This window comes from Streptomyces sp. NBC_01257, assembly GCF_035917255.1.
Classification (GTDB): Bacteria; Actinomycetota; Actinomycetes; order Streptomycetales; family Streptomycetaceae; genus Streptomyces.
In genome coordinates, this window is record NZ_CP108472.1 from 6895344 (window position 1) to 6917958 (window position 22615).

The 22615-nt window shown below is 67.9% G+C and carries 16 protein-coding genes and 3 pseudogenes; 12 read left to right on the forward strand and 7 right to left on the reverse strand.

The features are described 5' to 3' along the window. The first annotated feature begins 138 nt into the window (after positions 1 to 138). The 6 genes and pseudogenes from OG408_RS30105 to OG408_RS30130 all read left to right on the forward strand — a co-directional run bounded on the left by OG408_RS30105 (position 139) and on the right by OG408_RS30130 (position 7157). The gene (locus OG408_RS30105; RefSeq protein WP_326672972.1) at positions 139 to 687 is read left to right on the forward strand and encodes a hypothetical protein; all 549 of its coding nucleotides are present in this window, start codon (positions 139 to 141) and stop codon (positions 685 to 687) included. After that, the gene (locus tag OG408_RS30110; RefSeq protein WP_326672974.1) at positions 684 to 2864 is read left to right on the forward strand and encodes an ATP-binding protein; all 2181 of its coding nucleotides are present in this window, start codon (positions 684 to 686) and stop codon (positions 2862 to 2864) included. Before OG408_RS30105 ends, OG408_RS30110 begins: the two co-directional genes overlap by 4 nt. Before the next feature lie 35 nt (positions 2865 to 2899). Further along, entirely contained in the window at positions 2900 to 5020 is a 2121-nt protein-coding gene (locus OG408_RS30115) for a hypothetical protein (protein ID WP_326672976.1), read from the forward strand. A 24-nt stretch (positions 5021 to 5044) separates the two neighbouring features. Next, a pseudogene (locus OG408_RS30120) lies at positions 5045 to 5143 on the forward strand (IS5/IS1182 family transposase); the annotation flags it as partial. Between the two features lie 54 nt (positions 5144 to 5197). After that, positions 5198 to 6505, forward strand: a pseudogene (locus OG408_RS30125) (ISAzo13 family transposase); the annotation flags it as partial. A 109-nt stretch (positions 6506 to 6614) separates the two neighbouring features. Next, complete coding sequence (locus tag OG408_RS30130; RefSeq protein WP_326672977.1) at positions 6615 to 7157, forward strand: restriction endonuclease; 543 nt, start codon at positions 6615 to 6617, stop codon at positions 7155 to 7157. Here OG408_RS30130 and OG408_RS30135 read toward each other — a convergent pair. Beyond that, positions 7154 to 8245, reverse strand: a complete 1092-nt coding sequence (locus OG408_RS30135; protein ID WP_326672979.1) for an IS630 family transposase — start codon at positions 8243 to 8245, stop codon at positions 7154 to 7156. The two genes, OG408_RS30130 and OG408_RS30135, sit on opposite strands and share 4 nt — an antisense overlap. 992 nt (positions 8246 to 9237) lie before the next feature. On the opposite strand from OG408_RS30135, the gene OG408_RS30140 reads away from it, so the two are divergent. Continuing rightward, on the forward strand, positions 9238 to 9387 hold the full coding sequence (locus tag OG408_RS30140) for a hypothetical protein (RefSeq protein WP_326672981.1): 150 nt from the start codon (positions 9238 to 9240) through the stop codon (positions 9385 to 9387). Between the two features lie 71 nt (positions 9388 to 9458). Here the strand turns inward: OG408_RS30140 and OG408_RS30145 are convergent, their stop codons facing one another. Then, on the reverse strand, positions 9459 to 11201 hold the full coding sequence (locus OG408_RS30145; RefSeq protein WP_326672983.1) for a CocE/NonD family hydrolase: 1743 nt from the start codon (positions 11199 to 11201) through the stop codon (positions 9459 to 9461). A gap of 136 nt (positions 11202 to 11337) precedes the next feature. Between OG408_RS30145 and OG408_RS30150 the strand changes: the two genes are divergently transcribed. Together OG408_RS30150 and OG408_RS30155 are read left to right on the forward strand one after the other, a co-directional pair. Continuing rightward, positions 11338 to 12006, forward strand: a complete 669-nt coding sequence (locus OG408_RS30150) for a TetR/AcrR family transcriptional regulator (protein WP_326672985.1) — start codon at positions 11338 to 11340, stop codon at positions 12004 to 12006. A 26-nt stretch (positions 12007 to 12032) separates the two neighbouring features. Continuing rightward, on the forward strand, positions 12033 to 13100 hold the full coding sequence (locus tag OG408_RS30155; RefSeq protein ID WP_326672987.1) for a magnesium and cobalt transport protein CorA: 1068 nt from the start codon (positions 12033 to 12035) through the stop codon (positions 13098 to 13100). A 9-nt stretch (positions 13101 to 13109) separates the two neighbouring features. On the opposite strand, the gene OG408_RS30160 is transcribed toward OG408_RS30155, so the two are convergent. After that, entirely contained in the window at positions 13110 to 13748 is a 639-nt protein-coding gene (locus OG408_RS30160; RefSeq protein ID WP_326672989.1) for a TetR/AcrR family transcriptional regulator, read from the reverse strand. Positions 13749 to 13864: 116 nt separating this feature from the next. Here OG408_RS30160 and OG408_RS30165 point away from each other — a divergent pair, with 116 nt between their 5' ends. The 3 genes and pseudogenes from OG408_RS30165 to acs all read left to right on the forward strand — a co-directional run bounded on the left by OG408_RS30165 (position 13865) and on the right by acs (position 17921). Further along, positions 13865 to 14563 (forward strand): hypothetical protein, encoded by a 699-nt coding sequence (locus OG408_RS30165; RefSeq protein ID WP_326672991.1) that lies wholly within the window; start codon positions 13865 to 13867, stop codon positions 14561 to 14563. Positions 14564 to 14791: 228 nt separating this feature from the next. Beyond that, complete coding sequence (locus OG408_RS30170; RefSeq protein ID WP_326672992.1) at positions 14792 to 15829, forward strand: hypothetical protein; 1038 nt, start codon at positions 14792 to 14794, stop codon at positions 15827 to 15829. Positions 15830 to 15937: 108 nt separating this feature from the next. Then, positions 15938 to 17921, forward strand: a pseudogene (gene acs, locus OG408_RS30175) (acetate--CoA ligase). A 101-nt stretch (positions 17922 to 18022) separates the two neighbouring features. On the opposite strand, the gene OG408_RS30180 reads toward acs, so the two are convergent. The 4 genes from OG408_RS30180 to OG408_RS30195 all read right to left on the reverse strand — a co-directional run bounded on the left by OG408_RS30180 (position 18023) and on the right by OG408_RS30195 (position 22551). Beyond that, positions 18023 to 18775, reverse strand: coding sequence for a GntR family transcriptional regulator (locus OG408_RS30180; RefSeq protein WP_326672993.1), 753 nt, complete (start codon positions 18773 to 18775; stop codon positions 18023 to 18025). A 314-nt stretch (positions 18776 to 19089) separates the two neighbouring features. Further along, positions 19090 to 19992, reverse strand: coding sequence for a fumarylacetoacetate hydrolase family protein (locus OG408_RS30185; RefSeq protein ID WP_371633710.1), 903 nt, complete (start codon positions 19990 to 19992; stop codon positions 19090 to 19092). An 89-nt stretch (positions 19993 to 20081) separates the two neighbouring features. After that, entirely contained in the window at positions 20082 to 21230 is a 1149-nt protein-coding gene (locus OG408_RS30190; protein ID WP_326672997.1) for a DUF3500 domain-containing protein, read from the reverse strand. Further along, on the reverse strand, positions 21205 to 22551 hold the full coding sequence (locus tag OG408_RS30195) for an MFS transporter (protein ID WP_326672998.1): 1347 nt from the start codon (positions 22549 to 22551) through the stop codon (positions 21205 to 21207). The genes OG408_RS30190 and OG408_RS30195 overlap by 26 nt, the downstream gene beginning before the upstream one ends. Between the last annotated feature and the right edge of the window lie 64 nt (positions 22552 to 22615).

Consider the following 22615-nt stretch of genomic DNA (forward strand, 5'->3'; position numbering starts at 1 on the left):
GATGGTCGCGCTGCTGCGACGCGAACTCAGCACGCCATTCGATTGCTAGTTCTGCTCGATGGATGTGGTACGCCGAGTGTGGATGGAGACCCACCCGGAACGATCAGGTCGGTACGAAGCGAGCTGCGGCTCCAAGCGATGGACTTCTGGCTGCGAAACCCGGACTACCTCGCCGATGAGCTGGTGTCGATGGTGGAAGCCAGCACGGCCGACGCTGGTCACCTGAACACAGCGCGGTCGCTCTTGGACGATCCAGAACCTGACCTGCGCTGGTACCCGATGCCGCGCTGGTTCTTCGGCGCATACGAGCAGCTCGATGATGCTTTCTCCATCCTGGAAACGTACGGCCTCGCCACGTTGCGCCGCGCCGGGCAGCCAGGCAAAAAGAGCAAGCGCAACCAGTTCTTCCTGACGCAGGCCGGGGCCGCCGCGGTCGCTGAGCTCGCGAAGGATCCGACTCTGGGCTGGTACGCCAAGCAGGTGAAGCTGGTCGCATTGGTCGCGGGGGACGACGGTGGGCAGGCACTGAAGGACCGGCAATACCGGCAGGCCACGTACGCGGGGACGGAGCTGGGGGTGGCCATTGCGCCGATCGCTCCGCGGGTGCGCGAACGGCTGGATGCGCTGAGCGCTTCCGCGCCGGTATCGGCTACTGGAGCAGTAGGTCAGGAAGGAGACCAGACGTGAGTGCTCTCGGCAAGGAGGTTGTTGACATCCTGGCCAGGCGACGGGCGGGCGGTTCGCTGAGCCTCACTGTTGACGAGGTTGACAAGATCCTCAGCGGACTCGGCGTGCCGCTCGGCGGCACCAAGGCAGTTCCCGTGCCGCTACGCGCGACCCGGATGCACTTCCGTGGGACGAAATGGCTCGAACCGGATCACCCCGGCGCCCATGGACACCCGTTGGCTGATGTAACCGATCTCCCTGAGTGGATCCGACCGGTCGTCGACAAGTACTCACCCGCAGCGATCTCGGCCGGAGAAGGCGAGGCGGCGGAGGTCGATGAGCAGGCAGGACCGAAGGCGCGGGTCCCATTTCACTTCGAATGGTCGCCGCAGCCCGGTGTCAACGGGATTGGCTCGGGCCGGAATCTACGCGGCAAGTCAACCCTCTTGAACGTTCTCATGTGGTCGCTGACCGGCCGGTGCCCGCAGTTCCAGAACGACGTCCGAAGCTGGATCGAGCACGTTGAAGTCGATTGGCAGGTGGGCGCGGAGCGGCTGCGGGTGGCTTTCGATGCGGTGGACGGGGCGGCCACCGGACAAGTGATCAGGATCATGGGGGTGGACTCGGACTCCAGATCCACGGTCCTCGGGCAGTTCGACGGCGCGGACTTCGAGGGCGTCATGGGCTCGCTGATGATGACTCGGCTGAGGTTGGAGAACATCCCGGTCTGGACGGACACGGCGGCTCGGGTGCACGCGTGGCCTTCGTACTCCAGTTCGTTCGTGGTCCGCGCGAACCAGCTCGATCCGATCGTCGGTAACGAGCAGACCATCGGCCTCCGAATGATGCAGATGTTCATCGGTACGGACTGGGCACCGGTGCAGGCTGCGGCAATGACGGCGCGGCGCGGCATGGACACGGCACGGGACGCCGCGAAGGGCAAGGCGCAGGCGGCTGGCGAGGCGGTGGAGGCGAGCCGAATCGCGGCGGAGAAGCAGGTCCAGGATCTTCGAACGAAGATTGGGAATCTGCCCGCCGGGACGCCGGACATGCAGGTGGTGCTCGACGCCGCAACCCGCGCATCCGACCTCGCACGAGAGAATCACAGGCTTGAGACAAAGCTGATCGCGCAGACTTCGCTGGCCGGAACAGCACGTCAACAGCTCAAGGCGGCGAAGGCTCGGGTGCATACCAACTACGAGGACGTGCTCGCCGCCAGGTTCTTCCATCACATGCGTCCGTCGGTGTGCCCACGCTGCGCGGCGCAGGTCACTCCAGAGCGACAGGCGGCGGAACCGGACAAACATGAGTGTTCGGTGTGCACCAGTGAACTGAATCTGGAGGCCCTCCAGTCCGATGTCATCGTGGCCGCGTCCGCGCCGGATGAGTTCGTGACCGGCATGGTTGCGAGGACGTCCGGAAGTGACGGCGACGACGCGGATGCCGAAGAGGGCCCCCTGGACGAAGTTGAAGCGGCGCAGGCCGCGGTGGCCGCGGCCGAGGCCGCGGTGGCGGAGTTGACTGCCGAGATCGCGGCGCTGACGACGGAGCGGGAAGAGGCGGCGGCGCGGGCAGAGGTGGGGAGCGAACTTCTCACGGTCGCGGGTGAGCGTCGCGTGCTCGAACTCGACTTGGCCCGCGCCGAAGGCGCCCTGGGGGCGTTGACCCGGTCAAGCGACCCGGAGGTGATTGACCCGGTCGATTCGACGCACCTCGCCGTCGTGGAAGCAGCCGAGCAGGTGCTGAAGAAGTGGGTGAAGAACGACCAGGATCCGATGCTGGTCCAGATCTCCGCCGACATCGAACGCCTGACGCAGAGCTTCGGCGCCGATAACCTCAGTGGCTTTACCCTCAGCGGCGCAGCGAACATGACGCTTCGAGAGAACGGCGTCAAGCAGACCTACTCCGGGCTCACAGCCGGCGAGAAGCTGCGGGTCAAGATCGCGACCGCCATCGCCCTCATCCAGCACGGTTACGTCGAGGGGATCGGCCGCCACCCCGGGTTCCTCGTCCTGGACTCGCCCTCCGCCGAGGAAATGCCGGAGGAGGACCTCGCCACCATGGTCAGGGCACTGCGGGAGGTCGCAGGCGAAGCCGAGATGCAGATCTTCGTCGCTACCCGCAACGCCGCTCCCCTCCTTGATCTTCTTCCGCAACCCAACCGGGTTGTCGCGGAGGGTAACTCCTACGTGTGGTGAGAAGCTGAACGGTGGTTGCTGACGAGAGGAAAGCCATGAGCGGCAGTGCGGCGGTCGAGCTGGAGAAGGACCTCACCGCGCTCCTCTCGGCAAACGCTGGAGGCCCGCCGGGCGAGGGCGCTTTCGCGGCGCTTGGTGGCTGGGACCGACTGGCTCGGGAAGCCTCTGACCTCACCGACAGTCCGGTGCTTCCGCCTCTCGTCCACCTGGTCGCGCACGAGGCAGCCAACTCCGGCAGCCGAACCGACAGCTATCCGGCAGCTTTGCGCCGCATATCAGCTGCTGTCACATCCACCACGAGTCCGGCCATCCTCACCGACAGCTTGGAGGCTCTGCTCACCAGTGGACCCGTGCTGAACGAGGTCGGCGCGGGTCTGGCCAAGGCCCTGGAGGATGCTGTCCAGGAATTCCTTGACGTGCCGGATCCGGACAGCCGTGCCGCCCTGAGAACGGCAAGCGCACTGGAGGCCCGCACCCGACTTGCCCTGTGCGGGATCGGATCACCATTCGCACTGCTGGCCCTTCTGGAACGCTTCGATGCACCGGTGCCGAAGCCGCTCGGCACCGCAGTTGTCCGCGCCGTCGGTGTTGCCGTCGACCACTGGCCGCACGCCGCGAGCCTCGCCAGCGTTGTCCGTCTCGTCGCTGGTATCGACCCCCCAGCTGGCCAGCCGCGCCCAGGTGCCGACCCCGAGGGCGTCGCCTCCGACGCCGCATGGGTGCTGGCGGGTATCGAACTGGTCAGCGCACTCCGCGCCGCGGACCTGCCGCTCATGCTGAACAACCTCGAAGCCTCCGCGAGGTACTTGCAGGTCGCCTGGGACACCTACGAGCGTGAGGACGCGAGCATCCTCTTGACCGTAGTCGAAGTGCTGTGTGCACTCCTCGCCGAGTCCTCGCCGAGGCTGCACGTGGCCGCCCTGTCGGCCCCTCGGCTCGAACCACACGCACTGGCCGACCTGGCTGAGCGGATTCGCCGGCTCAACGTGACGTCGATTGGGCTGAACCACTGGTACGGGGATCCGAAGCGAGCGGCGCTGCTGGCGTGGACTCAACTGGCCAACGACCTGGGAAGGCTCCGGGAAGAGTTTCAACGGGATAGCTTCTACAAAGCCGAGGTCGTTGTCGACGACCTACTCCAGATATACCTGGGCTCGCGCTCCGCGGCTGTCGTCTCCCACAAGGAGGATATTGACGGCCTGCTCAGGCTCGTTCAGCCGGTCATCGCGTCGGGGTTCGCCAGAACGGCGGGCCTTCTGTGCAACCTCGAAGATCATACCCACGCCTTGGAGCAGGAAGCCGCGACCGCGGCGGGCGACCGTGAACGCGAGGTCACCGAGAAGCTCGCCGCCGCGCAAGCGGTCCTTCGAGGGGCGAGGGCGCAAGCATTGGCAGGTGCAGGGCCGGGAAAAGGCCATAGTGGCACGGCGACCGAGTCGCTGCCGCAACCCCTCAACCAACTCGTCCTGCCCGGATCCGCAGCAGCGATCGAACTTGCCGAGAAAGTGTCGCCCGAGACCCTGGCTGAACTCGCTAAAGCGGTCAGCGACAAAACCATCGGCAGGCACAGCCTCAACCTGATCGAGGCCGAGGTCTACTCCGGGATCCGAACGTGTCTGGAGACGAGCCCCGACTACGTCGGGGATCCGAAGGATGCAGTGGACGACATTCTTCGGCTGATCATCCAGTTCGTCAGCTCACGGACCAATGCCCAATCGGACCTGTATCCGTATCTGTTCGAACCGAAGGCCGTCGAAGGCCACATCCACAAGGACCTCCTCGACTACTTGAAGTCCAGTAGCCTCGGCGCGATCGTTGAGTTCGAGGTCCAACACGTCGGCGGCGGGCGAATCGACCTGCGACTCAAGTTCAGCGGATTCAACATCTGCATCGAGATGAAGGTCGATTCGATGAAGCAGCCCTTGAGTGACAAGCAGGCGTACCTCAAGCAGGCGGTCACATATCAGACCACGGACATCCGAATCGGATTCCTGGTTTCACTGCGCCACAAGGCGTTCGATCCCACCGGGGCGCCGCCACACCTGAGCGCGCTCATCGGGCATACGGCTTTCGATGTGCCAGGCGACGCGGTCCCGAGGCACATCGTCACCGTCGGCGTTCCTGGCAGCCGGACCAGACCGTCGGACATGAAGTAGGGCCGGCTCGGTCCAGTCGGTGGAACCGGTCGCATCCTCCGCGACTGCCGCCTGAAGAGCGACGGCGTGCACCACGCCACGCTCGGCATCGCCCGCTTGCACAACCTCGCCCTCACGGGCTGAGCGAGCGCCCCGCCCAACAGACAGCCGCACTCATGCCGCCCGGAAGATCATTTACGGGACAACCCGATGTCGCCGCTGCGGTGGACGGTGAAGTCGACACGCATCCTTGCCCGGGAGCTGGCCCGGGCCGGGCATAAGGTCAGCGCCGACACCGTCGCCGATCTGCTGCGGGAGGAAGGCTTCAGTCTGCAGGCCAACGTCAAAACCCTGGAGGGCGGCGGGCACCCGGATCGTGACGCCCAGTTCCGCTATCTCAACGAACAGGTCCGCGAGCACCGGGACGCCGGCCAGCCGGTGATCAGCGTGGACACCAAGAAGAAGGAGCTCGTCGGAGAGTTCAAGAACGGCGGCCGTCAGTGGCGGCCGGCGGGTGATCCGGTGCTGGTGGACGTCCACGACTTCGCCGACCCGCAGCTGGGCAAGGCCGTCCCCTATGGGGTCTACGACATCGAGGCGAACATCGGCTGGGTCAACGTCGGCACCGATCATGACACCGCCGCGTTCGCGGTCGAGTCGATCCGTCGCTGGTGGCACGGCCAGGGCCAGGACGCCTACCCGCAGGCAGCACGGCTGCTGATCACCGCAGACGCGGGCGGCTCGAACGGCTACCGCACCCGGGCCTGGAAACTCGAACTGGCCCGGCTCGCCTCCGAAACGGGACTGACCATCACCGTGTGTCATCTGCCACCCGGCACGTCGAAGTGGAACAAGATCGAGCACCGGCTCTTCTCCCACATCACCATGAACTGGCGCGGACGCCCGCTGACCAGCCACGAAGTCATCGTCCAGTCCATCGCCGCAACCACCACCCGCACCGGACTGCGTGTGAAGGCCGCACTCGACACCAACACCTATCCCACCGGAGTCCGTATCGGTGACGCGGAGATGGCAGCGATGCCGCTGACCCGGCACGCCTTCCATGGCGAATGGAACTATGCCCTGCACCCGCAGCCATGCCCCATCATCCCGGCGGCCCGCGCCCCGCAGGCGCCGGCCCCGCAGTGGGACACGGCCGTGCTGTCGGATCCGGCCCTGACCGGGATGTCCCGTCAACAACTGGACTCCCTCACACAATCTTTGAACCCCGACGGCGATGCCCGACGCGGCCGCCCACCCCGGCTCGCAGTCTCCGAGCAGGTCCTGGCTACCGTGCTTCATCTGCGGGTCGCCCTGGCCGCGGAGCCTTTGGCCGTACTGTTCGGCAGCAGCCGCACCGCGATGCACCGCACCCTCCTGAAGAACAGGAAACTATTCGAGGCTCACGACGTCGACATCCCACCCGCAACGACGCCACCCGTCGCCCTTGCAGCCCTCCGAGCCCGGGTCCTCGCCCAAACAAACAAGATCAAGACGACGTGTTAATCATCTGCAGCCCCTTAGCCGGCCAGCGGGCCTGGCCGTTGTAGATGCGGTGGCAGCAGTCCCGAGGTGGCGAAAATCGGGCTAGCATGCGGCGGTGAGGCGACAGGGAGTGGGGAGCCAGAGCGGTCAGATTCGATGCAAGAAGCAGGAGCCGTGGCAGCACTTCGAGCAAGAAGTCGCCGAACTCGTCGAGAGCCTCGATTCAGGCGCCACTGTTGAACCGGACGCCCATGTGGCCGGCCTGGTCAGCGGGGCCACGCGCCAACTCGACGCCTTGGTGTGCGGGCAGGTTGTCGGCCAAGGCATCACGATTGCCATCGAAGCCAAGCGATACAAGCGGCCGGTAAGCATCGGGACCATTGACGAGTTCGTTGGCAAACTGCTCGACGTCGGTTGTGACCGCGGAGTGCTCTACGCCGCGGGTGGTTTCTCCGAAGCTGCTCTGTCCCGGGCAAGCAATGCGCGGAATCCCGGGATCGGGTGCGTGCACCTTGCTCCGCGCGCAGACGGAGCCCTGATGCTTTCCTGTACGGGGCTGGGTCCGGTCGAGCTGGCGTTCGAGGAGCATCTGGATCGGATCGTCGGAGTCCACCGGACTCAGGAATACGATGTATGGCTGCGCAGCGGAGTAGCCAATCTGTACACCCACTAGTGTCCTGAGTCGTTAATTCGTGTGCAGTATGCGGCGAGTGTGTCGAGGATGTCGTCGGCGGTCTTCGTCCAGACGAACGGCTTGGGGTTCTTGTTCCACTCGTTGATCCAGCGGCGGATGTCGCGTTCGAGTTCGATGACGCTGCGGTGGGCCGAGCGGCGGAGTTTGCGGGAGGTCAGCTCGGCGAACCAGCGCTCGACGAGGTTGAGCCAGGACGCCGAGGTGGGGGTGAAGTGCAGGTGGAAGCGGGGGTGCCGCAGCAGCCACTTCTTGACCGGTTCGGTCTTGTGGGTGGCGTAGTTGTCCAGGACCAGGTGAAGTTCGAGGTCCTTGGGAACGGCGGCGGCGTCGATGACCTTCAGGAAGCGGAGGAACTCCTGGTGGCGGTGGCGGCGGTAGTGCTGGGCTATGACTGATCCGGAGGCGATGTCGAGGGCGGCGAACAGGCTGGTCGTGCCGTGCCGGACGTAGTCGTGCGTCATCTTCGCCGGCGTAGTCGGTGCCATCGGCAGGACGGGCTGGGTTCGGTCCAGGGCCTGGATCTGCGACTTCTCGTCCACTGCCAGGACCAGCGCGTTCTCCGGCGGCGACAGGTAAATGCCCACCACGTCACGGACCTTGGTCACGAACTGCGGATCGGTCGACAGCTTCCACGTCTCCACGATGTGGGGCTTGAGGCCGAACGCCCGCCAGATCCGCGAGACGGCCGACTGCGACATGCCCTGGGCCTGGGCCATCGAACGTGTCGACCAGTGCGAATCGCCTGTTGGTGGGCTCTGGCCCAGCGTCCTGGCGACCAAGGCTTCGACCTGCTCATCCGTGATCTTCCGCGGTGCACCCGAACGCGGCCGGTCCACCAGACCCTCCAGCCGGTCCGCGGCGAACCGGGACCGCCACTTGCGCACCGTCTCCCGCGAGACACCCAGGTCGTCCGCGACCCGCGCGTTCGACCGGCCCTCTGCACACGCCAGCACAATCCTCGACCGCAGCACCAGTGCCTGCGACGCCGTCTGCTTGCGTAACCAGCCCCGCAGCACCCTGCGTTCGTGATCGGATAGCTCCAGCGACAACGGCTTCGGACCAGGCATCGCCACACTCTACAACCGCACGCGAACTAACGACTCAGGACACTAGGCTGCGGCACGCTTCATCGGCCCTGATCCAACCCGCCTGCTTGACGCTCGCCCACTACGTATCCGCGAACCCCTGCGGATCGCAGCTGCGTATCGCCCCTCATACGGCAGTTGGATGGCGGGTGCACCGCGGACTCGCGGATTTCCTAGCGCCCCCGTACTGGTTGTCCCGGTGGCAGGAGGTGCCCGCTGTCGCCAGGGCAAGACCTACCGGTCCCTGACCGCGCCGGTTTTGCGGGGCCCCTGGACGCGGTGAGCCGTGTCCATCTTCGCGAGCGGGCGGCCGTCGCTCTCCGCGTTCCGCAAGGCTTCCAACGTCGCCTTCGCTTGGATCCTGTAGGGGGTCATGATGCCGGTGTCCTTGCCCTCGCGAGGTGGTAGTCCACCAATGCCCTGGCGATCAATGATCCGAGGGCTCGTGCAGAGGGCCTAACCGTGGCAACCTGTTCCGTCCCGAGGGGGAGGAATGGACTGTTAGTCATGACGCTCGTTTGACGCTCTGGGCGCCAGTTCGCGGTACCGAGAGCCCAAAAAAGGGGCTCTGAACTGGGCTTTTCCGAGACTCTCCCAGGCCGACATCTTTCCGATGACGTCGCACGTTGAGTGTGTAGCTGTCTTGGAGCCAGCGGAAAAGGCCGTCTGACCTGGAGTTTTCTGGTTCGGGTGAGACTCCTCGACCTGGTTTCGGGACTGGGGCGGGTACACCATGTGGAGCTCGTTTCGCTGCTCAGAGGCGAGACCGGTGCGGTACGGATCGGGTTCCCACGTACGCCACGATCCCCCTTGGCTGCCGCCTCGATCTCTCCCGCCGACCTGGAGAGGCAGAACCTCGTCGTGTACGTGGCCGACGACAGCGTGCTCGACCGGCTGGGGGGGCTGGGGTGGGAGCAGCGGGCGCGCGTCCGCCGGATGACGGGCGCCCTCGGCGCGCTCGTGCGGGCGTCGGCGTGGCCGTCGTCCCGGCCGCCACGGAACGCATCGGACTGCCTGATCTCGTCTACCTGCCCCTGCGCGACATAGCGGCCGACGTAGAGGTGATGACGCTCAGCCGCCCCGACGAACTCGCTGGTCCGGTCCGCGCGTTGGTCCGTCCCTGAGACTGGGCCGAAGGTGCGTGCATCGGCCGACCCGCCCCGCCCTCGGGTGGAGGCGGGGCGGACCGCCCGGGTCACGCCGTCTTGACCGGAAGCTGCAGGTACGACGCGCGGTCGCCGCCGGTGTGGATGACGTGCCGGCCGCTGTTGGCAGGCTCGTACTCGCGGATGCCGGGCATCATCGTGCCTAGCAGTGACCGGCCGCTGATGAGGAAGCGGAGTTGCTCGCCCGGGTGGAAGGTGAGCCCGACCGGGAGCAGGTCGATCTCGACATCGACGACCTCGCCGGGTGAGAGCTTCTCGACCCGGTCGAAGGTGTGGGCGGGGACGTCGTCGGTGGCCAGGGCCTTGTCCAGGTGGCGCATCGAGACGCGCAGTCGGCCGTCGGAGCCCTTGTAGCGCAGGATCGAGGCGCCCCGCTCGGTGACGTCCTGGGCCAGTGCGCCCTGGTTGAGCGCGGTAAACGCCTGCAGTGGGGTGCCGTACGCGTCGAGCTTCTGGACGAGGACGAACAGGTCCATGTCGTCCGAGCCGTCCGCCTCGACCCACAGGTGTGCCTTGGGGTAGCCGACCAGCGTGGTCTCCTCGTCGAAGCGCGTCACGAAGGACACCAGGTCCGGGTGGGACGCGACGGCGTACCCCGCCGTCGCCTCGGCGTCGGGCGCCGTCGTCGCCAGGGTCCGGGTGCGTCCGTCGAGGTAGTACTTCGTCGACGTGACGTCGGCCGGCGGGAACTGGTCCGCCGGGACGTTGATCTGGTCGCCGCCCTGGAGGTCGAGGAGGGAGTAGCGCACGCGGGGCGTCTGCTCCCACCCGTTGTCCTCGCCCTTGAGGGTGTGGTCGAAGAAGCGGCGCAGGTCCTCGACGTTGGCCTCGTCGTAGTAGTCGGGCCATTCCTGGCTGTTGTGGACGCGCAGCCACTTGTCCTCGGAGGCCATTCGCCGCCAGGCGCGGAACGTACCGGCTGTGTGGAGGGTGTTGGAGTAGCTGGCGACGACGTACGCGGGCACGGTGATGTTCTCGAACTGCGGGATCTTGTTCTCCCACAGGCCGTCCATCAGCGGGTGGCGCTCGGCCTCCGTGAGGATGTCCTCCTTCTGGCCCTTGCCGAAGTAGCTGTTGTCCTGGAGCTGCCGGGCGAAGCCGGTGTCCGGCATGCCGCCGCGCAGCACCAGGTCGCGGTAGACGTCGCTGACGCCCTCCCACGGGTTGATCGCCGCCAGGTGCGGCGGCTGCTCGGCCGCGGTGAACCACTGCGAGACCGCGAGGTACGAGGTTCCGCTCATCGCGACCTTGCCGGTGCACCAGTCCTGGACACCCAGCCACTCGATGAGGTCGTAGCAGTCAAGGCCCTCCTGGCGGTCCCAAATGACGCTGTCGCCCTCGGAGTTGGCCACGCCCCGGATGTCCGGGTTGCAGATCGCGTAGCCCCGCGCGCACCAGTAGGCGGGGTCGGGTCCTTCGAACTTCTCCAGCCCGGACACGATCGCGTTATCGAGTCCGACCATCCCGAAGATGCCCATCACGCTGGCGGACGAGCCCTGCCCCTTGCCGTAAGGGCTCCACGCCACGATGACCGGTACCCGCTCGGTCCCGGCAGGGCGGAAGACATCCACGTAGATCGTGACGCCGTCGCGGAGCGTCACCGCTACGTCCTTGTCGAGCACGATGTCAACAGGCAGCGGCTTGAACGGCGGCGCGATCTGAAAACCCGCCTCCAGCGTCCGCGTCCCGGGTTCGAAGTCGCTCAGGATCCCGTACCGGGCGCCCGGCTCCAGGGGCTGGGAGGGCGTGAATACCTTCTGGCCGTCACTCATGGTGCGCTCCTCGCATCTTTCCGTCCGGGGGACGGGCTCCGCCGACATGCGGCTCTGCCGACATTTCGAGCGTAGGTCCGCCGCAAGAGAAACTCAACTGATGTTGAGTTCCTTGACCTGGAGGTAGTTTTGGGGCATGACCGCGCACACGAGTCCCGCCTCCGCCGCCCGCCCCGGACGTCGGCCGGGAACGAGCACGACCCGGCAGGCGATCCTCACCGCGGCCCGCGCCCGTTTCGCGGCCGACGGCTTCACAGGGACCACGATCCGGCGGGTCGCGGGCGACGCCGGGGTGGACGCGTCGCTGGTGATGCAGTTCTTCCGGTCGAAGAACGAGCTGTTCGCCGCCGTCATGGCCGTTCCTGCGGACGCGTTGACGCACTTCAGTGACGCGTTCGAGGGGACGGACGACGGCCTTGGCGAACGCGTGGTCCGGGCTTTCCTCGACGTGTGGGAGGGAGACGCCAGGACGTCCGAGCCGCTCATGGCGATGCTCCGGGGCGCCATCGTCAACGAGCAGGCGAACGAGCAACTGCGCGAGTTCATCCAGGAACGTTTCTTCGCCGCTGCTGTCAGCTCGCGCAATGCCGACGCGGGCGAGGGCGCGGACGCCGATGCGGACGCCGATGCGGATGCCGTCGACGGCGACGCGATGCTCCGCGCGGGGATCGTCTCGTCGATGCTTGTCGGCCTCGTGGTGGGGCGCGGAGTGGTCGGCGTCCACACGCTCGCCGAGGCGGAGCGTGAGAAGCTGATCATGCTCGTCGGGCCCGCCGTGCAGAGCGTGCTGGTCCCGACGCCGTAGCCCAGCGACGACGAGGGGACGGGCCCATGACAGCGATCGACGGCCGCATGTATGTCGAAGGGCGACGTGCCACGTGCCCCTCCGACCTGGAGGACGCCGCCGACGATCTGGAGCGCTCGGGGGGAGTGGCCTGGATCGGGCTGATGGACCCCGGCCCGGAGGAACTGGAGACTGCGGCGGCCCGGTTCGGTCTGCACCCCCTGGCAGTCGAGGATGCGCACAAGGGGCATCAGCGCGCGAAGCTCGAACGCTACGGCGACACGATGTTCGTCGTGCTGCGCCCCGCCTCGTACGACGACCGGCGCGAGAGCGTCGACTTCGGTGAGGTCCATCTCTTCGTCGGGCCGCAGTTCGTCATCACCGTCCGGCACGATGCTGTGCCGGACCTGTCCGCTGCCCGCGAAGCTCTCGAAGCAGACCCGGAGTTCCTCGCCAAGGGGCCCGAGGCGATGCTCACGGCGTTCCTCGACGTCATCGTCGACGGCTACGCGCCCGTCGCCGCCGGGCTGATGAACGACATCGATGAGGTGGAGGACAGCCTGTTCGGCGAGGGGAACGCGGATCCCGCGCTCTCGGAGCGGATCTACCGGCTGCTCGCGCAGGTGATCGCCCTCCAGCGCGCGATCGGATCGCTCCCGGACATGGTGCGGGGACTGCTTCGCGGCGCCGACCGGTACGGCACGGGCGACGAGGTGCAGAACCGGTTGCGCAACGTCCTCGACCATACGATCCGGGTGACGGAACGCGTCGACGGGGCCAGGTCCCTGCTGGAGAACGCGCTGACCGTCCACTCCACGCTCGTGACGATGGACCAGAACGAGGCCATGCGGCGCATGTCGAGCGCGAGCCTCGCCCAGGGCGAGGAGAGCCGCCGCCTCGCGGAGGAGACCATCGAGCAGGGCGAGCAGGTCAAGAAGATCTCGTCGTGGGCGGCGATCCTGTTCACCCCGACCCTGATCGCCTCCATCTACGGCATGAACTTCGACCACATGCCGGAGCTCCACTGGACATGGGGATACCCGCTCGCCGTCGCGCTGATGATCGGCTTCGGTGTGGGCCTGTGGGGCGTCTTCAAGTGGCGCCGCTGGCTGTGAGCCCGGGACTCAGGTCCGGCGGTCGGGCGTGAGGAGGTAGGCGAGCGCCATGTCGCTGAGTTCGTCCGCGTAGCGGCGCTGGGCCGTCTCGCCGGTCGCCGGGTCGGGGCGTACGGAGTTGTGGAAACAGGCGCCGAGGAGGGCGCGGGCCGCGGTGTCCAGCGCCGCCTGCGGGTCGGAGCGGCGGATCTGGTCCGCGTAGGGAGCCGCCGCTTCGAGCAGGAGCCCGTGGACCACAGTGATGGTGCGGGCGCCGCGGTCCGTGACCTTGGCACCTCGCGCGCGCAGCAGCTCGGGGAACAGGTTGTTGCTGTCGGCGAAGGACCGCAGCAGCGCGTGCGCGTAGGCGTCCATGACGCCGGACAGTGACGGCTCGGCCTCACGGAGCCGCTCGGCCACGTACTCCTCACGCCGGTCCAGCATCCGCTCGGTGAGCGCGTTGATCAGCTGCTCCTTGTCCTCAAAGCGGCGGTAGATCGTGCCGACCGAGACGCCGGCGCGTTCCGCGACGCCGGTCATCGTCATCTCCTCCAGGCCGGCAGAGGAGGCGATGTCCTCGGCCGCGCGCAGTACGCGGGCCAGGGTCGCGGCGCTGCGTGCCTGCTGAGGCTCCTTGTACGGCGCCGGGCAGTCGTGCTGGTCGGTCATGTCCGCATCGTATCGGCGGGGGTTTCGGCAGGAACTGTTGACAAGGGGTGGGCCTCTCTGCGTAACCTCGTAACGCGAATGTGAATTTACATTCGCATAATACTGGAGGTTCGACCATGACCGACAAGCAGACTTCCCCGGCTGTGACCGTGACGCTCGAGTCCGGGCCGACCGGCGCCGGCGGCATCGACGACTTCGAGCTGTTCTACGCCCGCCGTGCCCTGGACCGCTTCAGGACGCGACTGGGCCGCCAGGGCCTGCTGGATCTGCTGGCGGCGGACATCGAGGAGGGAAACGCCTTCCTGCGGGAGTGCGCGCGCACCTCCGACGGTGAGTTCCGCGGCGGTACGACGGTGCTCCAGGCGCGGGGCCTGGCCTCGGCCGAGTTCCTCGAGTGGATGGACGCGGCCTTCGCGGGCGACGACCCCCGCCCGCTGCTCGCTGCGCACCCCGAGCACTACGTGATGGGCACCGACGACATCGGCGCGCGCGTGGTGGAGAACATCGGCCCGCACGTCGCCTCGTTCTACATGGGTGGCTGGGGCACGGCCGCGATGGCCTGGGCCGACGACGCGGCTGAACTCCTTCCGGAGTCGGAGTTTCCGCGCAAGATGTCCTCGAACCTCTTCCTGGAGGACGGCACCGTCGTCGGGCGGGCGCTGATCCAGTTCGGCGACACCGCCGAAGGGTTCACCGCGAACCTGACGGTCTACTTCCCCACGTCCTGCCCGCAGGACGTCCTGGACCACCACCTGCGGCACTACGCCGTCGAGTTCCGGAACTGGATCGTCGCCGCGGCAGAGGCCCACGCCTGACAGATGCGGGTGGCGCTCACCGCCGGTTGACGTCGTCGGCCGGATGCCGGGCGGCTCCGGCCTCGATGAAGTCGCAGCCGCCCGACATGCCAGAGCGATCCACGTTGGCGTTCCGGCGCACGCGGCCTCAGGCTCTCAACGCCGGGCCGACCTTCTTCACCACCCCGTCCGCTGCAAGGGGCTCTGCCCCCTTGCAGCGGACGGCGCCCAGCAAAGAAAGACCTCTCCATGACGCACCACGCCACTCCGCCCGGTACGGGACGCAAGCTGACCCTCGTGGTCCTCGCCCTGGCGGCCCTCATAGCCGCGATGCTGTGCGCCTTCGCGCTGCCCTCGCTGAACAGCGGCCCGCACCATGTACCCCTAGGTGTCACCGGGCCCGGGGAGGCGGCCGAGGCGCTTCGGGACAACGTTGACGGACCCGAGTGGGACGTCCGTGTGTACGAGACTTCCGGCGCCGTCGAGACGGCTGTCAGGGGAGGCGACATCGCGGGCGGTCTCGCGATCACGGCTCAGGGCGTCGACGTCTACACCGCCACCGCCGGCGGCCCCTCGGCCACCAGCGCCATCACCGCGTTGGGCGACGGCGTCGCCGACCAGAACAAGACGCAGGCCAGCGTCCACGACCTGGTGCCCTTCACTGACGACGACCCCCGGGGCGCGGGGCTGACCGCGGCACTGATGCCCATGATCTTCGGCGGGATCTTCCCCGCCCTGATTCTCGGCAACGTCTTCCCCGGCCATCGCGGGCTGCGGGTCCGTCTCGCGGGAGCGCTGACCTTCTCCGTCGTGGCGGGCGCGGCCATCGCCGCCGTCCTCCAGTTCGGCACGCACTCGATCGAAGGAAACTACGGGCTCACCGCGCTCGGGGTCATCCTCGGCATGGCGGCTCTGTCCACGACGCTCCTCGGCCTCCAGGCCCGGTTCGGCATGGCCGGCTTCGCCTTCGGCGGCGCCCTCATGATGCTGCTCGGCAACCCCCTCTCGGGCCTGGCCACAGGGCCGCACTGGCTGCCCGACGGCTGGGGCACCGTCGGCCAGCTGCTTCCGCCGGGGGCCTCGGGCAGCCTTCTGCGGGCCAACGCCTTCTTCGACGGCACGGGCGGCGGTCTGCCCGCCCTGGTCCTGACGGTCTGGGTCGTCATCGGAGTCGGCCTCGCCCTGCTCGCGGACCGGCGCGGCAGGCGTACCACGGGCTCCCGCTCCAAGGTGGTCGCCGGGTCCGGCACGGTGGACGCCTCTCAGGCCGAACTCGCCACGTCCTGAGCGCCAACACGGAACAGCACATCGACCAGAGCGCAGGGCTGCATCGTGGGGCCAGGCGTCCCGCGTGCAGAGGCGCCCGTGCGCCACGACTCAAGGAAGAGAGTGGACATGTCTGAATCACGCGAAGGTGGAGCAGTCGACGGCGGTGCCTCGTTCGCCAATCTTCTGAAGGAAGAGCGACGCTTCGCGCCGCCGGCTGACCTGGCCGCGAACGCCAACGTCACGGCGGAGGCGTACGAGCAGGCCACGGCTGACCGGCTCGGTTTCTGGGCCGAGCAGGCCCGCCGCCTCACCTGGGCCAGCGAGCCGACCGAGACCCTTGACTGGTCGAACCCGCCGTTCGCGAAGTGGTTCGCCGACGGCAAGCTGAACGTCGCCTACAACTGCGTCGACCGGCACGTCGAGGCGGGCAACGGCGACCGGGTCGCCATCCACTTCGAGGGCGAGCCCGGCGACAGCCGCGCCATCACCTACGCCGAACTCAAGGACGAGGTCAGCCGCGCCGCGAACGCGCCTGACCGAACTCGGCGCGCAGAGCGGCGACCGGGTCGCCGTCTACCTGCCGATGATCCCCGAAGCCGTCATCTCGATGCTCGCCTGCGCCCGCATCGGCGCCGCGCACTCGGTCGTCTTCGGCGGCTTCTCGGCCGACGCGATCGCCAAGCGCATCGAGGACGCCGACGCCAAGGTCGTCATCACCTCCGACGGCGGCTACCGCCGCGGCAAGCCCTCCGCGCTGAAGCCCGCCGTCGACGAGGCCCTCACCCGCGTATCCGTGGACAAGGTCCTCGTCGTGCAGCGCACCGGGCAGGATGTCGCGTGGACCGAGGGCCGCGACGTGTGGTGGCACGACGTCGTCGCCAAGCAGTCCGCCGAGCACACCCCGCAGGCGTTCGACGCCGAGCACCCGCTGTTCATCCTCTACACGTCGGGCACGACGGGTAAGCCGAAGGGCATCCTGCACACCTCCGGCGGCTACCTCACCCAGGCGTCGTACACGCATCACGCGGTCTTCGACCTCAAGCCGGAGACCGACGTCTACTGGTGCACGGCCGACATCGGCTGGGTCACCGGCCACTCGTACATCACGTACGGGCCGCTCTCCAACGGTGCGACGCAGGTCATCTACGAGGGCACCCCGGACACCCCGCACCAGGGCCGGTTCTGGGAGATCGTGCAGAAGTACGGCGTCACGATCCTCTACACGGCGCCGACCGCGATCCGGACGTTCATGAAGTGGGGCGACGACATCCCCGCCAAGTTCGACCTGACCAGCCTGCGGGTCCTCGGGTCGGTCGGCGAGCCGATCAACCCCGAGGCGTGGGTCTGGTACCGCAAGAACATCGGCGGCGACAAGGCGCCCATCGTGGACACCTGGTGGCAGACCGAGACCGGCGCCATGATGATCGCGCCGCTGCCGGGCGTCACCGAAACCAAGCCCGGCTCCGCCCAGCGCGCCCTGCCCGGCATCTCGGCGACCGTCGTCGACGACGAGGCCCACGAGGTCCCCAACGGCGGCGGCTACCTCGTCCTCACCGAGCCGTGGCCCTCCATGCTGCGCACCATCTGGGGCGACGACCAGCGGTTCATCGACACCTACTGGTCCCGCTTCGAGGGCCAGTACTTCGCCGGTGACGGCGCCAAGAAGGACGACGACGGCGACATCTGGCTCCTCGGCCGCGTCGACGACGTGATGCTCGTGTCCGGGCACAACATCTCGACCACCGAGGTCGAGTCCGCGCTCGTCTCGCACCCGGCCGTCGCCGAGGCCGCCGTCGTCGGCGCCGCCGACGAGACCACCGGACAGGCCATCGTCGCCTTCGTCATCCTGCGCGGCAGCGCCAACGCCGACGACGAGAACCTCGTCGCCGACCTGCGCAACCACGTGGGCTCCGTGCTCGGCCCGATCGCCAAGCCCAAGCGCATCCTCCCCGTCGCGGAACTGCCCAAGACCCGCTCCGGAAAGATCATGCGCCGCCTCCTGCGCGACGTCGCCGAGAACCGCGCGGTCGGAGACGTCACCACCCTCGCCGACTCCTCCGTCATGGCCCTCATCCAGACCGAGCTCCCTGCGGCGCCCAGCGAGGACTGACCGGCGTCGTCCGTGTGGCGATCCGGCCGGTGACGAAGTGGTCGTCCGGATCCCTCATCGTCCGAGAAGGAGGTGAGAACGAGGGAGAAGAACCGGGGTTGCTAGTCGGCACTCGCGGTGGCGAGAGCCTTGCGGATGCGGACCGGTTCGTACGACGGCGAGGCGATGGAGAGAACCACGAGCGCGGTGCGAGCCAGATGGGTCGCCAGCACACGGGAGGCAGCCTTCGCGTCACGAGATTGCACCGCCTCGGCGATGGTGTGGTGCTGCGTGCTCGTGTCCGCCTGCCATTCGAGAGGGTTCCACGAGACGAACGCCATGCGGTAGCGCGTGGCGTGGTCCGACAGCAGGGCGAGTTCCCGTTCCAGGCGCGGGCCGGACGGGTGCACCAGCGCGCGATGGAACTTCTCGTGCGGGCACTCCCACTGCTCGACGTCTCCCGTGCGGGCTCTCTCGTCCATCTCCCGCAGCAACTCGTCGAGGTGACGCAGATGGTCCTCGGTCATGCGCGGGACGGCGATCCCGATCGCCAGCGACTCGAGGCTGATCCGCATCGCGTACAGCTCATCCAGGTCGTCGTCGCTGAACGCCGCCACGCGGGCGCGGTGCTGTGACTCCTGCTCGACGAAGCCCTCGCGTTGCAGGATCCTCAGGGCTTCGCGAAGGGGGCCGCGGCTCACGCCTAGTTGCCGGGCCAGTTCGACCTGGGACAGCGGGTCGCCGGCGCGCAGGTCGCCGTGCATGATCGCGCGCCGGAGAGCGTGATGGGCCCTGCTCATCTCATCAGGATGGTCCCTGCCCGCGTCGTCGGGGCGGGCGAACTTGTTCGCCACCTCGGCTGACCGTGCTGTCATCGGCTGCAGGTCTTTCACGCGTCTCCATGGCGTTCGGATGTTCCTCGGAACCGACCGGACGAGTTGTGGGCACAACGGTAGCCGACGCCCGTCGCAAGCCTGTCGACATTTCAGACCAGGCATGGACGGGCGGGCGAGGAGGACCCCATCACCCGGACGCCGGGCAGAGGAGGTGGACGCCTTAGGCTCCGCGACTCGGCGGCAAGGTGTCAACATTACATTCGTATCCTGCGTAAGGGCATGGCGAGACCGGACTGTCTCATGGCTGTCCGGGGCGCTCCTCCACTCTCCGGTCTCACCAGGTCAATGGCGTCTCAAGGTGTCAGCGCCTCGGGCTGATCGGCATGTGACCTGAGGCCGCCCGGCCCGGACCGGCGGTCGTTGCCCACCACCGTGTTCCGGACCGTACCCAGGCGTTCGACCTCGACCTCGACCGTGTCTCCCGGCTGCAGCAACTGGGGAGGCGTGCGGCTGTAGCCGACGCCCGCCGGTGTGCCGGTCGCGAGGAGGTCACCGGGGCGCAGGGTCAGGGTGTGCGAGATGAGGGAGAGCGTGTCCCCGACCGCGTAGATCATCTGGTCGGTGGTGGCGTCCTGCATGGTCTCGCCGTTGACCCGGGTCCGCAGTCGGAGTCCCTGCTTCAGGTCGCCGACCTCGGCGACGGGCACGAGCGGGCCGAGCGGGCCGGACCGGTCCCCGTTCTTGCCGAGGATCCACTGAGAGGTCAGCTTTTGGGCCCGGCGCGACGTCAGGTCGTTGAACGCGGAGTATCCGACAACCGATGCCAGAGCCTCCTCGGGCGAGGCGTCGACGAGGGGCGCTCCGACCCAGGCGACGACCTCGCCCTCCCAGTCCAGGCCCTCCTCGTTGGAGGGCACGGGGACTTCCGCCCCGTCCACGGTCAGGGACTGCGGCCACCGTGCGAACAGGGTCGGGTACGGCGGCAGTTCTTGGTCGCGGAAACTGCCCTCCGCCGCGTGCGCGTAGTAGTTCAGCCCGATGCAGAAGACGCGTGCGCCCGGAAGGACGGGGGGGACCCGCTCGACCGACGCGGCCGGGACCGTCGGCCCGGCGGGCGGCCGTGAGAGATACCTCGTCGGGTCGGCCCAGAAGTCCGCGAGTGGGGCGATGACGGTTATCTCGTCGTCCTGTTCGGCCAGGGTTGCGACCTCCACGCCGGAGTCGCCCTGCGCTCGCCTGACACCCACGATTCTCATGAGATTCCCTTTCCGGTCTCCGGAGGCATGCCCACGGAGCTCTTCTTTCGTCGTTGTTGAGGTGCCGTAGGCGGTGATCCCGCCGGTGGTCAGGCCGTGTCTTCCGCGGGCGGGCCGCCGTGCTCGTGTTCGAGGTGGTGCTGGATCAACAGGTCGGCGCCGAAGTCGTTGGACGGGTCGCGCCAGACGCTGTGTACGTGGTTCGCGTAGTCCTCGGCGTTGTCGAACTCGACGAGGGTGACGGGGCCCTGGATGCGGAAGTAGTGCGGCTGCTCGATGGAGGTGCCGCCGGCCCAGGCGTAGTGCAGTTCGTCGACGCCGCCCGCGGCCGCGATGCGGTCCATCTCGTGGCCGACCAGGCCCGGGCGGGCGCGCTCGACGAAGTGGGCGAGCAGGTCGTCGAAGTGCGCGCGCTGGGCGGGGGAGAGGTCGCCGGCCCGGATGCCGCGGGGGTGGGCGCGGAAGTAGGCGAGGGCTTTGCGGTCGTCGTCGGTGATCATCGCGTCGCGGCGGCCGACGCCGTGGTAGGCGGGGTATTCGACGTCGCCGACGGCAGAGACGGTGCGGGTGACGAAGTCCGCAGGCGGCCGGGAGTGGATGACGGCTTGCTTCTGCTGGGCGGCGGTGAGCCCGTCGAGGAGGACGAAGGCCGTGTCCTCCTCCTCTCCCAGGATGCGGAACGGGCCGAACCGGGCGGGTTCGGCGCCGAGCAGGAACGGAGTGACGCTGACCAGGTCGCCGTCGACGACGGTGACGTTGACGGACAGGTGGTGGCCGACCAGGCGCCAGCCCCAGGTGGTGTCCGGCTGCGGCTGGCCGAAGAACGTGAGGAAGTAGCCGCGGGGATCGCGGAGGGTGGCCGCGACATGGCCGAACACGGGCAGGTTGAGTTCGCGCAAGACGTGCTCGTTGGACATCACCTGGACCACGCGGGCGTAGGCCGGGATCGACATCGACTCGGCGAGCAGGCGGTGCGCCAACCCCTCCTGGTGACGGTCGAGTTCGCGGAGCGGGAGGCCGTGCCGGCCGGACTCGGGCAGGAAGTTCCAGTGCGTTCGGCCCGAGTCGTCGTGGGGGAGCAGCACCCGCGCGCGCTGCTCGGCGCTCAGACCGTCGAAGAGGCCCATCGCCGCGAACGTGATCGCTGTGGCGTCGAACGAGCCGCCCGGCCGCGGCCGGTGCGCTTCGGGGAGCTGACCGCTCGGATGCGGGTCATGCGGGTGAGGCGTCGCCGTCATGATGTTCCATGCCCTTCTTCGTGGGTTGGTCCCCGACAATCGCGAGGTTCGGCGTTGGGAGGGGGACCGGTTCCGGCATCGTCACCTGTGAGGCCCCGTCGTACCGGTACGGGCCGAGGCACAGGAACAGAACGGCGCAGACCGCGCAGGCGACGGCCAGGACGAGCATCGCCGGGCTGTAGGAGCCGTACCTGTCACGGCTCACACTCACCAGGGACGTCGCGGCCGCCCCGCCGATCTGGAACACGGCGAACGCGACACCGTAGATCCTGCCGAAGGCGAGACGCCCGAAGTAGCGCGGGATCAGGTAGCTGAGGACGTCGAACTCGGCACCGATCAGCAACCCGGACAGCGCCGCCGCGAGAAGAGCCATCGGCACGTTCGGCCCGGCCGCGAACAGCAGCACCGAGGCGATGCCGCCGACGAGATAGACCGACATGACGTGCGACACCGTGAAGCGGTCGAGCAGCCACCCGGTCACGAGCCTGGCCACGATGAGCGCGACCCCGAGTGCGACCGGGACCAGGTTCGCGATGTGCGAGGGAATCCCGGCGTCCAGGAGGAGCGAGATCTGGTGGACGAGGACCGTCGAACCGATCGTGCCCAGGAGGACGAACGCGGCGAGCACGAGCCAGAACGGCCGGGTCCTTGCCGCGGCCCGCAGTGTGTCGCCACTGACCCGACGCGTTTCCGTACGCGGACGGGGCTCGGCCAGAAGGAAGTACGCGACCGGGAACGCGATCAGCGCGACCACCCCGAGCCCGAGGTACGCCGCCCGCCACCCCCACGTGCCGATCAGCACCGTGGTGAGGACCGGGGCGAGCACCGTGCCGATCCCGATGCCGGAGTTGGCCACGCCCAGCGCGAGCCCGAGCCGGCGCTCGAACCAGCCCGCGGTGAGCCGGAGATAGGACACCGGCCACAGACCCAGGCCGCACAGCGGGATGAACACCCAGCCCAGGTAGAAGGCGGGCAGGCTGTCGGGCAGGAAGTACATCGCCATGAGGGACAGCGCGAAGAACGGAGAGCTGCACAGGATCACCCGGCGGCCGCCGAACCGGTCGACCAGCAGACCCTGTACGGGGGAGATGAGCACGAGTGTGATGCTGAGGAGGGACGAGGCCAGGCCGATGGCCGGGATGCTCCATCCGAACTCGCGGTGCAGCGGGGCGATGAACGCCCCGAACGTCGTGACCGCGAGCACGCTGGGGCCGCATGCGAGACCGAGCGTGGACGCCAACGCAGTGCGCCACCCAGTTCTCGACTCGTCGGGTGGTTCCGTGGCCGCCTCGGCGTACGCGACGGAATTCTCCGCTCTCATGTGAAATCCTCCTTGATTTCCTTGTGGAAGAACCCCGTCGATCTCGTCACGCGGAAGTCGATCT